The sequence below is a fragment of the Ruegeria sp. BJ5 genome (genome assembly GCF_056537865.1).
In genome coordinates this window covers 1297865-1310122 of record NZ_JBQFSH010000001.1, presented here as the reverse complement: position 1 = coordinate 1310122, position 12258 = coordinate 1297865, and the positions used below count along the sequence as shown (strand labels likewise).

The 12258-nt window shown below is 58.5% G+C and carries 13 protein-coding genes; 1 reads left to right on the top strand and 12 read right to left on the bottom strand.

The genetic code is table 11. The annotated features are described in order from the left end of the window. Positions 1-4: 4 nt before the first annotated feature. The 10 genes from ACR0NY_RS06580 to ACR0NY_RS06535 form a co-directional block, all read right to left on the bottom strand. Positions 5-586 carry a tetratricopeptide repeat protein gene (locus tag ACR0NY_RS06580; protein WP_170337528.1) on the bottom strand — a complete coding sequence of 194 codons (582 nt, stop codon included), beginning with the start codon at positions 584-586 and terminating at the stop codon, positions 5-7. A 4-nt stretch (positions 587-590) separates the two neighbouring features. After that, positions 591-1574: a type II secretion system F family protein gene (locus ACR0NY_RS06575; RefSeq protein ID WP_093962760.1), complete on the bottom strand. Its 984-nt coding sequence runs from the start codon at positions 1572-1574 to the stop codon at positions 591-593. Positions 1575-1584: 10 nt separating this feature from the next. Next, positions 1585-2553, bottom strand: a complete 969-nt coding sequence (locus tag ACR0NY_RS06570; RefSeq protein WP_093962759.1) for a type II secretion system F family protein — start codon at positions 2551-2553, stop codon at positions 1585-1587. An 11-nt stretch (positions 2554-2564) separates the two neighbouring features. After that, a complete protein-coding gene (locus ACR0NY_RS06565; protein WP_170358181.1) occupies positions 2565-4016 on the bottom strand; it encodes a TadA family conjugal transfer-associated ATPase in 1452 nt (483 codons plus the stop codon). A 27-nt stretch (positions 4017-4043) separates the two neighbouring features. Then, entirely contained in the window at positions 4044-5279 is a 1236-nt protein-coding gene (locus ACR0NY_RS06560) for a CpaE/TadZ family protein (RefSeq protein ID WP_170368827.1), read from the bottom strand. A gap of 197 nt (positions 5280-5476) precedes the next feature. Next, positions 5477-6106 (bottom strand): OmpA family protein, encoded by a 630-nt coding sequence (locus ACR0NY_RS06555; RefSeq protein ID WP_093962756.1) that lies wholly within the window; start codon positions 6104-6106, stop codon positions 5477-5479. Between the two features lie 16 nt (positions 6107-6122). Next, on the bottom strand, positions 6123-7529 hold the full coding sequence (locus ACR0NY_RS06550; protein WP_093963039.1) for a type II and III secretion system protein family protein: 1407 nt from the start codon (positions 7527-7529) through the stop codon (positions 6123-6125). A gap of 196 nt (positions 7530-7725) precedes the next feature. Further along, positions 7726-8607 (bottom strand): Flp pilus assembly protein CpaB, encoded by an 882-nt coding sequence (gene cpaB / locus ACR0NY_RS06545; protein WP_093962755.1) that lies wholly within the window; start codon positions 8605-8607, stop codon positions 7726-7728. Between the two features lie 277 nt (positions 8608-8884). Next, positions 8885-9136 (bottom strand): hypothetical protein, encoded by a 252-nt coding sequence (locus ACR0NY_RS06540; RefSeq protein WP_170368826.1) that lies wholly within the window; start codon positions 9134-9136, stop codon positions 8885-8887. Positions 9137-9380: 244 nt separating this feature from the next. After that, the gene (locus tag ACR0NY_RS06535; RefSeq protein WP_093962753.1) at positions 9381-9608 is read right to left on the bottom strand and encodes a Flp family type IVb pilin; all 228 of its coding nucleotides are present in this window, start codon (positions 9606-9608) and stop codon (positions 9381-9383) included. A 353-nt stretch (positions 9609-9961) separates the two neighbouring features. On the opposite strand from ACR0NY_RS06535, the gene ACR0NY_RS06530 reads away from it, so the two are divergent. Further along, on the top strand, positions 9962-10828 hold the full coding sequence (locus ACR0NY_RS06530) for a lytic transglycosylase domain-containing protein (RefSeq protein ID WP_170339382.1): 867 nt from the start codon (positions 9962-9964) through the stop codon (positions 10826-10828). Between the two features lie 50 nt (positions 10829-10878). Here the strand turns inward: ACR0NY_RS06530 and ACR0NY_RS06525 are convergent, their stop codons facing one another. Next, positions 10879-11505 (bottom strand): CoA transferase subunit B, encoded by a 627-nt coding sequence (locus ACR0NY_RS06525; protein ID WP_170337532.1) that lies wholly within the window; start codon positions 11503-11505, stop codon positions 10879-10881. Next, positions 11505-12209 carry a CoA transferase subunit A gene (locus ACR0NY_RS06520; RefSeq protein WP_170368825.1) on the bottom strand — a complete coding sequence of 235 codons (705 nt, stop codon included), beginning with the start codon at positions 12207-12209 and terminating at the stop codon, positions 11505-11507. Before ACR0NY_RS06520 ends, ACR0NY_RS06525 begins: the two co-directional genes overlap by 1 nt. Positions 12210-12258 lie beyond the last annotated feature (49 nt).

The following is a 12258-nucleotide window of genomic DNA, read 5'->3' as shown; positions in this document are numbered from 1 at the left end:
TCTGTTACTGGTTCTTCCGCAGCAGGAAAGCTCCGTTCCCTTGCTGCTCCAGCGTATATTCTTGTTCTTGTGGTGTATTATTAACAGGATTTTCCATTTTTGCGAGCGCTAAGCGAAGATTGTCACGGATTGCGTCACTTTCGCCATTGTCCAGCGCATAGGCCCTTTGGAAGACCTGCGCGGCCTCGGCATACTCACCTTTTTCCATCAGCAGAACGCCGAGATTGTTCCACGCAACCGACCAATCCGGGTCTTCCTCGACCGCTTGTCGCAACAAGGGCTCGGCTTGTCCCAGCCGCCTGAGGCCGAGATTGGCGGTTCCGATCGAGGTCAGGATTTCCGGGGTCATCCCTTCCGTCAGGGCCGCGCGGGTGAACGATTCCATGGCCAGTTCGTATTCTCCGGCTGCCATCAATCGGTTCCCGACAGCAATTTCGTCAATCGGTCCACCTTTGGGGTCGACGCCGGGGGCAAAAGGCCCGTTCGAAAGACTTGGGTCCGTACACGAAGCCACCACGGCAAGAACCGCGGTGGCTATCATTAGGCGGTGGAGCCCAAAGCGGGCGCACCGGTTGCGTGAGGGCATGGGCTTATTGGCCTCTGTTACCGAACTCCATGATGCCTTTCGCCGAAGGACCGACCAGAATGATCAGCAGCGGCGGCACCGTCAGCATCATTGTGGCAAGGGTCATTTTCGTTGGCAACTTGTTCGCGGCTTCTTCGGCGCGCATGACGCGTTTGTCGCGCATCTCGCCGGCATAAACCCGCAGGGCGTCGGCAATCGACGTACCGAATGTGGCCGATTGAATCATCACCGTCACGAAAGAGCTCACATCCTGGACACCGCAACGCGTCCCGAAATCGCGCAGAACCTGATCTTTCTCTTTGCCGGCCTTCATCTCATAGGCGACTATCTCGAATTCCTGCGCAATATCGGGGTAGGAGGCCTTCATCTCGCCGGCCACACGCACGATCGCCTGGTCCAGAGACTGACCGGCTTCCACGCAGACCAGCATCAGATCAAGCGTGTCGGGAAAGCCCGCGATAATGTTCTCTTTGCGCTCTTCGATCCGGCGCGTGATCCAGTATTTGGGAATGTAGTATCCGATGGCACCCGGCACCAGAACGCGGATCATCATTTGCTGACCGGTGAATTCCTGCCCGTTTGAAAACACGGTCACCAGGAGAACACCCAAAACGATCCCGGTGATCCCCAACGCAAATTGCGCAAAGTGGAAGAACCGAACGGAATCTTTCGAGCGGTAACCGGCCTGGCGCAGCTTGAGCTCCATGGCCGAGTATTCTTCTTCATCTTTCGGCTCAAGGAAGGTCGCGAACTTTTCAAGCTGTTCGTTCCGGCCCGAGTTGCGCAACTGATCCTTCTTGCCGCGCTTTTCCTTTTTGGGTGCAGCGTTTGCACGCTGCAGCTTTTTCAAGGGATCTTCCGGCTGGTTCAAAAGGATCGGAATGGTCACCAGGACCATGAACAATCCCAGCACGCCGACGACGATCAGCGGGCCGAACTCGCCCAATTGATCCGTCAGCATGTCGTTGATTTGGGTCAGAAATTCCATGGTCGTGCCCTCAGACCTTGATGTTGGTGAGAATGCGCATGACGATCAGGTTCAGCGTCAGCATGATCCCCACGACAAAACAGGCGGGAATGAACCATTTGTGGTCCAGAACCGAGTCATAATACCCGGGGTCCTTGACCAGAATGAAAACCAGGCAAAACAGTGGGAACCCCGACAGGAACTTGCCCGACCACTGCGCCTCGGCCGTGATCGCCTTGACCCTGCGGAACAGACGGAACCGTGCGCGGATCACCTTGGCAAGCCCGTCAAGGATCTCGGCCAGGTTGCCGCCCGACTGCTGCTGGATGCCAACGGCGACCGCGAGAAAGCGCAAATCCTGCATGTCCAGACGTTCGGCCATGTCCTTCAACGCCTCGCCCACGTCACGGCCATAGGCGCATTCGTCGGCAATCACGCCAAATTCGGTCGCAAGCGGATCCTGCACCTCGTTCGCGACGATCTGGATCGTCGAAACGAACGGGTTGCCGACCCGAAGTGAGCGCACCATCAGTTCCACGGCATCGGGCAACTGCTCTTCAAGCATGCCCATGCGCTTCTTGGCCTTGTGATTGACCCAGGCATAGACAGCGCCGATACCGATTGCGATCGACAGAGCTGCCCGCAGGATTGTGTCGGTTCTGGTGCCGATGCTCAGGCCCATGAACGCGACCACGGACACCAGTGCCATGATCATGACCAGTTGCCGCGGGCTGAAGGCAATCGCCGCCTTCTGGGCCTTGTCGGCCAACAGCGAGTAGAGCGGAATGCTCTGCGACTTCATGTGCTGCTGCATTTCCTTGCGCAGCTGCTCCAGAACCTGTTCGCGCCCGACGCCTTTGTCGATCATGTCCAGACGGCGATTGACGCGGCTGTTCAGGCTGATGGATTTGCCGAAAGCCACCAGATAGATACCTTCGACCAGCGCCAGAACCCCGACGAAGATCGCGACATAGATGAGCGCCTCGGTTGGCAGTTGCATGCCCTGATCTCCTACATTGTCGTCGGTTCGTAGATCGATGCGGGCAGGTCATACCCCCACAGACGGAACCGTTCGGAATAGTGGCTGCGAACGCCGGTGGCCGTGAAATGACCAATGATCTTATTGTCGGGCGTCAGGCCAACTCGTTGGAATTTAAAGATTTCCTGCATCGAGATTACGTCACCTTCCATCCCGGTGATCTCGGTGATCGAGGTCATGCGGCGCGAACCATCCTGCAGACGGCTGGCTTGGACGATCAGGTTCACAGCGCTTGCAATCTGGCTGCGCACGGCCTTGATAGGCATTTCGATCCCGGCCATCGCGATCATGTTTTCAAGACGCGAGATACCGTCACGGGCCGAGTTGGCGTGGATCGTGGTCATCGAGCCGTCGTGGCCAGTGTTCATGGCCTGCAGCATGTCGATCACCTCGGCGCCGCGCGTTTCGCCCACGATGATGCGGTCAGGGCGCATCCGCAGAGCATTTTTCAGACAGTCGCGCGGGCTGACTTCGCCTTTGCCTTCCACGTTGGGCGGGCGGCTTTCCATCCGGCCCACATGGGTCTGCTGCAGCTGCAGTTCCGCCGTGTCTTCGATGGTCAGAATGCGTTCTGCGTCATCGATGAAGCTGGACAGCGCGTTGAGCGTGGTCGTCTTACCGGAACCCGTACCACCAGACACGATGATGTTCAGACGAGTGGAGACGGCGGCCTGAAGATACGCGGCCATTTCTTCGGTAAACGCGCCGAAATTGACCAGATCGTCGATGCCAAGCTTGTCTTTCTTGAATTTCCGGATGGAAACCAGGGACCCGTCCACCGCGATCGGTGGAACCATGGCGTTGAAACGAGACCCGTCGCGCAAACGGGCGTCAACATAGGGGTTGGATTCATCGACCCGGCGACCAACGGCGGACACGATCTTGTCGATGATCCGCATCAGGTGCTTTTCGTCTTTGAACGACACGTCGCTCAGTTCGAGCTTGCCGAAGCGTTCGACAAAGATCTGATGCGGACCGTTGACCAGAATATCGCTGACCGAGTCGTCTTGAAGCAGTGTTTCAAGCGGACCCAGACCGGTGACTTCGTCGTACAATTCCTTGTTCAACTGGGTCCGGTCTTCGCGATTGAGAACGATGTTCTTGGCTTCCAGAACCTCGCTCGCGATCGCGCTGATTTCGGTGCGCAATTCGGCTTCGGCTGCATTTTCCAGTGCGGCCAAGTTCAGGTTTTCCAGAAGCTCCCGATGCAGCTCGATCTTGATTTCGCTCAGCCGTTCCTTGCGCTTGCGCTCGCGGTCGTTGCCCTTGGCTTCCGCCGCGGTTTTGGCCACCGGTTTGCGGGCAATCGCGGTGGACGGCGACGGTGCCGCTGCCGGAGCAGTTGGGGCTTCGGCGGCCTTGGGGGCTTGTGAAGGGGTCGCAACCGGCTGCGCACCTGATGGTTTCTTGTAACGTGAGAACACGGCGGTTTCTCCCCCTGATAGCCTTTGTTATGCCGCTTCGGCGCTGTTGCTGCCGAGGCTGTGCAAGGATTGAGCCAGCTTTGCGATTTCGCGGCGAAGAGGGTTCTTGCCGGCCGAGCTGGCCAAAGGCAGACCATGGTCGCCGCTTTGCATGACCGGCTTGCCGCCATCCGGCAGCTGCAGGTCGATCGAGATTCCCAGGCTTTCACCCATGCGCTTGACGCGGCTTTTGCCGCTCAGGTCCGTGAACTTGGGTGCGCGGTTCAACGCAAAGCGAAGCTTGTTGAACGGCAATTCCTCGGCCTGAAGGGCGCGTTTCAGACGCAACGCGTTCTGAGCGGACCGCATATCCAGTTCGATCAGAGCAAAATAGACATGCGCGGCCTGCAAAACGGTCTCGGACCAGTGCACCAGCGTTTTCGGCATGTCGACCACGACATAGTCGTAGTGCTTGCGGGCAATGTCGATCACCCGCTGGATGTCTTCGTGCGTGAGAATATCCAGAGGCACCATGTCGGTCGGGGCCGTCAGAACATCCAGCTTTTCGTCGAATGTCTGCAGAGCCTGCCCAAACACTTCGTCATCCATGGCCACGGTGTCCGACAGCATTTCGAACACGGTTTCACGGCGGGGCAGGTCCAGATAGGTCGAGATGGTTCCGTATTGCAGATCCAGATCGATCAGGCAGACCTTGGGTGCATCCTTTTGCGATACGGTGGCCAATTCCCAAGCCAGGTTCACGGCCAAAGTCGTTGCACCGACGCCGCCGGCCAAGCCCTGAACAACAAACAAAGCGCCTTCTTTCGAAGCTCCTGAGGCCAGCGGGACGGAAACCTGTTGCGGAGTCACGACAGGTTCGGGCGCATTCATGCGGTCGATCGCTTCCTGCAGTTCGTTCTCGGGAAGAGGGTAGGGGACGAATTCATCTGCCCCCTTGCGCAGCAACTGATGAAGAGCGGCGGGGGTCACGTCCTCGGCAATCAGGACAACTTTGATCTTCTTTTCCTTGGCCTGGGTGATGATCTCACCCATCAAGGTCAGATTATCCTCGTCCTCACCGTCGATCGCCAAGGCCACGAATTGAAGAGACGCGGCTTCGGGCTGGCTGAAAAAGGCAAGGGCCTCGGCAAAGCCAAGGTCACCCCAGCGCTCGCCCAAAGCGGCTTCCATGTCCTCGATCAACAGGTCGAAGTTCTGGACATCTCGGCTGATGGTACAGGCCAGAATGCCGGTGTCGTCGTTTTGCGGCGTTGCGCTCGTCATTAACACAATCCTCGTCGTGAGAGCGCAGCAAACGTCGATACAATACCAGTCCGTGTTTCAGCTTGCTGTCGCCCTAAGCGGTCAATTCTGGCCGCAGGTCACCCAATTGTTCACAATGTTGCGTGGAAGTGGGGCAAGAATTGGGCGCAAAAAAACCAATTGTAGGGAATTGGGCGACGATGCCGCCCAATTTCTGATTATTGTTCGCTGGTGTCGCCGATGGCCGTTTCGCGGCGCAGCTGGCTCTTGAATGTCGCGCTTTCGATGTACTCGCGATAAACGAAGTCAGCATACTTGCCGTCCAAGATGTTGGGATGGCGATCGACCAGACCCGACACCTCGGTAACGGTGCGGCGGTTGCGGCGATCCCGATTTGGCGTGGCCACCAGTGGCTGCGTTTTTCCATACGAAACAACAGCTTCCAGACGCGAGCGGGAAATACCCTGTTGCGCGAAGAAGTTGACGACCGCTTGCGCGCGGCGCAGACCCAGACTGTTGTTGTAGGACTGGGATCCGACGGCGTCGGTGTGGCCGTACACGCGGAAACGTGCTTCGGGGAACTGTTTGATCCAGTTCGCCTGATACAGCAGAATCTGGCGTGCTGCCGAATCCAGCTGCGCACTGTCGAAAGCAAAGTTGATCTGGGTCGGAACCTCGGCAGCGAATCGCTGCGCCAGGATCTGGCCATAGGTCAACTCGCCATTCATGACCTGGATGTTGTTCAGCGTTGCGTTGCCGAACGCGCCCTGGTCCACTTCATAGCCGGCCTCTCGGGTACAGCTGGCGACAGCGACTGTAAGACCCAGTGTGATGATCCACTTCTGCATTGGTCTGTCCTCCCTATCAATCCAGGACGTAGCCGTAGGAATTGCCAAAGTCCTGCTTGGCGACTTCCGATGCGGCTCCATTACCAACCCGTTCCGTCCGGGCAGTTCTGCCGTTCATGAACAGGTCGAATTCGCTGGGCGGCTTCACGCGGTCGGTCGGCAGCGCCAGGGCTTCGCCACGGGTCGGGGAAACCAGATGCGCGGTGATGATGATCACCAGTTCGCTCTGCTCGCGCTGGTACTCCGCACTGCGGAACAATGCGCCCAGAACAGGTACGTCACCCAACCACGGGATTTGGTTGCTCAGGTCTGTGAAGTCGTCCTGAATCAGGCCGGCGATCGCAAAGCTCTCACCATCTCGCAGTTCGACCGTTGTGCTGGTCTGGCGCGTGATGAAGCTGGGGACTGTGTCACCGTTGATGGTGAAGTTCGAGCTGGTGTCGATGCTGGACACCGCTGCCGCCATCTCAAGGTTGATCAGGTCACCGTCGACGACGCGCGGAACGAAGTCGATCTCGACACCGAAAGCCTTGTATTCAATGGCAACCACGCCGTCATCCTGAGGAACCGGAATCGGCACTTCACCACCGGCGAGGAAGGTTGCTTCCTGCCCGGACAGCGCCGACAGGTTCGGCTCGGCCAGGCTCCGTGCCAAGCCTTTGGCTTCCAGCGCTTCCAGCAGCAGCCGGACTTGCGTGGAACCTGCGCCAAAGCCAAACAGAATTGCGCCGGTATTCGACTGAACCGCCGGGATGTTGTTGGCCAACGCGTTGCTCAGGGACAACTGGTTGTTCAGCGTGTTGATACCACCGGTCGCGTCACCGCCGGAAAAACCAAGCGAGGCGGACAGGTTCTTGGCGACCGACCGGTTCATCTCGGCAAAGCGGACCTTCAGCATGACCTGCTGTACGCCGCCGACATTCATCAGGTTCGACACACGCTCGGGCGCATAGCGCTCGGCCAGTTCCAGAGCACGTGCCAATTTGGCTGCGCTGGAGACCGTGCCCGAGAGAACGATGCCGTCATTGGCGGTACGCACTTCGATTCGCTCATTTGGCAGAATCTGGCGCAGGCGCTCTTTGAATTCGGTCACATCGGGCGCAACGCGAACGCGGACGTTCGTGATCAGGTTTCCGGCGCCGTCAAACAGTGTCAGCGTCGTCATGCCTGGCGCTTTGCCCAAGACGTAAATTGTGCGGTCCGAAAGCGACGAGATGTCCGCAATCCCTGCATTCGCGATGCTGAGCTCTGCAAACGGCTGTTCGCTTTCAACCACGATGGCGCGGTTCATGGGCACATCCAGCGTTTCCGCCGTACCCTTTTTGACCACGCGAAGATTTTGGGCCCAGGCGGAATCGCCGACCGGGCTCAGAACTAGGGCCAACCCCAAAAGGGTCGAACCAATCAAGGAACGTATTGTCATGTGACCTGCCTCTCCGATCACCACTCTATTTTTTTGGGTCTTATGCCCTATGGTGACGAACTCTGCGCGAATTCCGGATTTATTGCAATAATCAAGGGTTTCTGGAATTTTCCTTATGTGGACAATGCGCAACAACCCAAACGAAACGAGCCGCGCATTATGCGCGGCTCGGGCATGGTAACGCTCTGAATGGACGTCAGTTTGTGCAGGGGATCGGGGTCTCGACGATCTGGTCGCCGCGGCGAGTCCGGATGGTGCAGACCTTCTCGGCCTCTTTCTTCGGCGCGGGGGCTGCTTCTTCGATTCCCAACAGTTTGCGTTGGTCAACCTCGATCGCACTTGCGACGGTTTCATCCTGAACCCCGACCAACGCCAGAGACAGGCGTCCGGTGTTTTGCGCCTGCGCCAGGGCCGCGATCTGTTCCGGGGTGGCGGCGACGGTGACGGTCCGGGCAATGGTTGTGCCGGTGACATCCGATCCCGCCGTCTGATCGACGGCGATCAACTCGATATTGGTCTGGATCAAGCGGGTGATTTCCCCGTTTGCCCCTTCGACCGCGCTGCGCAGCGATCCGGTCCAGTACACGTCAACAACGTCGCCGGGGCGAAGAAAGCCCGAAACGCCCGAGGCAACATCAACACTGATGGCGAACGCGCGCATACCTTTTTCGAGGCGCGAGGTCAGGCCGGCCAGCTCACCCGGACGGGTGATCTTGACCTCCATGATGGCCTCGTCCTTTTCCATGGTGCGCAGAACAAAGCGTTCATTGTTGCCGGTTTCCGGGAACAGGGCCGTCATATCGGTGAACGACCCTTCCGGAACAGCATTCTCAGGCCATTCCACGACGCGCACATCTTCCTGGGTCAAACGCTCACCGTATTTCAGAGGACGCTCAGAGACGATCACGCCGACGGTCGGAACGACGTCGACCTTGGCGTTGGCAAGGGCCTCTTCGGCCATCTGCCGTTCACGCGCCAGGGCGTTCTGATACTCGGCAATATAGTTGCGGGCCATATAGACCGCACCGCCAGCCAAAGCGACCCCGACGATCAGGACAAGACCAAATACAGCTCGCATGCGTATACCTCTTTATTGCTCTGGCCGGACCTGTATCGGTCCGGGCAGGACATTGAAACAGCATATTTCCTAAATCGGAATTGTGTCGAAATGTGGGACAAATGGATATTTTTCGTTGTTTTATTGGCACAGAACGTTGCGAACGAGCATCTCGTGACGTCGCGTCTGCTGTATCCCAACATGGGTTGTGCGGTGCGGAGAAGGCAGGGGACAAACGCGAACAACCGCGCCCGGCTGGCGCGGTTGTCATGTGGCCGGTCGGCCAAGTTTCCGAAAATCAGTTGCCGCCGGATCCGTTCGATCCACCGGTGATGATCCCGCCAACGGTCGTGTTGCTGTCGCCGGTGCTGATGCTGATCGCCGAGTCGGATAGGGTCGCCTCGACATCGTCAGCCAAGCCCTCGGTCCCGCCTTGGATCAAAGCGTAGGCAATCGCTGCCAGGCCGGTGACGGCTGCGGTCAGGACCACCCAGTCGACGGTGATCGCACCGCTATCATCTTTTTTGAAGTTCCTGATGAACTTGATCATTTCGCGTCCCTCCTGACAGAGTGATTCCGCCCAGTTCCGGTTTCTGATGGCGACCAGAATTCTCGCGGGCACCTAAAAACTAATTATCAAAGACTTAAACGCGGTCTCCGTGGCGGAATTTGGGCCAAACGTGGGCCATGCTTGGCCTAGCGCCCGAAATTCGATGCGCAGCGTGTGTCTTGCTTCAAAGGAAAAGGCCGCGCCCTTGGGCGCGGCCTTGTATCCCGATTGGGATGAAGTCAGCTTAGTTGCTGCCAGCGGTGGTGATACCACCAGCTGCCGAGTTCGAACCGGTGCTGATCGTTGCGCTGGTCAGGGCGCTTGAAACGTCGGTTGCCAGGCCGGTCGCGCCGCCTTCGATCTGCTGGTAAGCAACGGCTGCCAGGCCAACAACGGCTGCGGTCAGAACGACCCAGTCAACAGTTACGGCGCCGTCTTCGTCTTTGCGGAAGTTCTTGATGAACTTGATCATGTTACGTCCCTCCTAAAGGATCAAAAAGTCAATAAAACCTCGGGGTCTTTCAGAGCTTCATCTCTCAGTCGGCTCATGACCGTCTCGGTATGGCACTATGTTTGCCCCTCGTGCGTGGCAGGAATTGGGCCAAACAACGAATTTTTTGCCTCAGGCTTAACTTTTTGGTCATTAATCTGGTAACTCATTGAAAGAAAGAATAAAAAATTTTCGACGCCAACCCGTCGCGCTGTTTCGGCGGTGCAAAATTGCGCCAAATGAGGCAAAACCGCCCCAATTCGCTTTGTTTTTCTGGCCTTGCGGGAAGATTCGCGTATCAAATCAACTCAAAAGAACAGATGAGGCAGGCAGAAATGGTTTTCCGGGACGCACTGACATGCGCCGGCGTTTTGGCGTTGCTGGTTGCCGTGGCGGCTCCGGCACCTGCCGCGGATATCGAGCCACGCGGCGTATACAAACGGATCAAGGCTCCCAAGGCGGGGGAACGCCCGCGAGTGACGGTTCAGATCAGTCCGCAAGAACACGCATCAGCACCTTCAGCGCCCAGCACGGGCCCCGATTTGGTCGTGCCCGATATCATAGCCCGGACCAAAGTCCCTCCGGCGGCCTTTCCGGACATAATGAACAAAAAGACCCCCGAGGGCGCGTACAAGGCGTTCTGGGACAAGGTATCGCCGGATATGACTCGAGCCGGCCCTGGCCGCCTTGACGAAGCCCTGCAGGCTCTGGCGGCGACCCAGATTTCATCTCCGCGGCTGCAGAACCTCCAAAAGATCGTCGAGCAGCGCGGGGTCGATATTCTCCGTACGACTGTAGGAACAAAAGTGTCGCCAGCGCTGGTCCTTGCGGTCATGTCCGTGGAATCAGGCGGTCGCCCCACTGCCGTCAGCTCGGCCGGAGCACAGGGTTTGATGCAACTGATGCCTGCCACGGCCAAGCGGTTCGGCGTGACCGACAGCATGTTGCCGGAACAGAATATCGCCGGCGGCGTGAAATACCTGGATTGGCTGATGGGTGAATTCAACGACGACCCGATTCTCGTCCTGGCGGGATACAACGCCGGTGAAGGCGCGGTGCGAAAGCACAATGGTGTTCCGCCTTATGCTGAAACGCGGGACTATGTCCCCAAGGTTCTTGCCGCCTTCCAGGTGGCCCGAGCGTTGTGCGCCACTCCGCCGATGCTGATTTCCGACGGGTGCGTCTTTCAGTCAATGAATTGAAAAAGGCCCGCCGAATGGCGGGCCTTGCGGTTTCTCCGTTTGCTCAGCAGTCAGCTGACGATGGTCGCCTCGGTCGCCGCGCGCATCTCTTCTTCGCTGACGCCATCGGCCAGTTCGACGATTTTCAGGCCGCCTTCGACCACGTCCAGCACGCCCAGGTTGGTGATGATGCGGTCAACCACGCCCTTGCCGGTCAGCGGCAGGGTGCATTCCTTCAGCACTTTGCTGTCGCCGTGCTTGTTGGTGTGGTCCATCACCACGATGACCCGTCCGACGCCGGCCACTAGGTCCATCGCGCCGCCCATGCCCTTGACCAGCTTGCCCGGAATCATCCAGTTGGCCAGATCGCCTTTCTCGTCGACCTCCATCGCGCCCAGGATTGCCGCCGCGATCTTGCCGCCGCGGATCATGGCAAAAGACGTGGCGCTGTCGAAATAGGCGGTGCGGGGCAGTTCGGTGATGGTCTGCTTGCCGGCGTTGATCAGGTCCGGGTCCTCTTCGCCCTCATAGGGGAAGGGGCCCATGCCCAGCATGCCGTTTTCCGATTGCAGGGTGATATCCTTGTCGCCCACATAGTTCGCCACCAGCGTCGGAATCCCGATGCCGAGGTTCACATACATGCCGTCTTCCAGTTCCTCGGCCGCACGCGCGGCCATCTGATTGCGGTCCCAGGGCATTACGCTTCCTCCTTCTTGCGGGTGGTGCGCTGTTCGATGCGCTTCTCGTGCTGACCTTGAATGACCCGGTGCACGTAGATGCCGGGCAGGTGGATGCAGTCGGGGTCCAGCGAACCGCGCGGCACGATCTCTTCCACCTCGGCAACGCAGATCTTGCCGCAGGTCGCCGCCGGCACGTTGAAGTTGCGGGCGGTCTTGCGGAACACCAGGTTGCCGGTGTCGTCGGCCTTCCATGCCTTGACGATGGCCAGATCGGCAAAGATCCCTTCCTCGAGGATGTAGGTCTCGCCGTTGAACTCCTTGTGCTCCTTGCCCTCGGCGATCACGGTGCCGACGCCGGTCTTGGTGTAGAAGCCCGGGATGCCCGCGCCGCCGGCGCGCATGCGCTCGGCCAGGGTGCCTTGCGGGGTGAATTCCAGCTCAAGCTCGCCCGACAGGTACTGACGCATGAACTCGGCGTTCTCGCCGACATACGAGCTGATCATCTTCTTGACCTGCCGCGTCTGCAGCAGGATGCCGATGCCGAAGTCGTCGACGCCTGCGTTGTTCGAGGCAAAGGTCAGATCCTTCACGCCAGATTCCTTGATCGCCCGCAGCAGCAATTCGGGAATGCCGCACAGGCCGAACCCGCCGGCCGCGATCAGCATGCCATCCCGAAGTATCCCATCGAGGGCCTCGGTGGCATTGGCATAGACTTTCTTCATGGAAAACTCCCCCAATGACATGGTGATGGGCAGGTTGTGCCGCCACGTC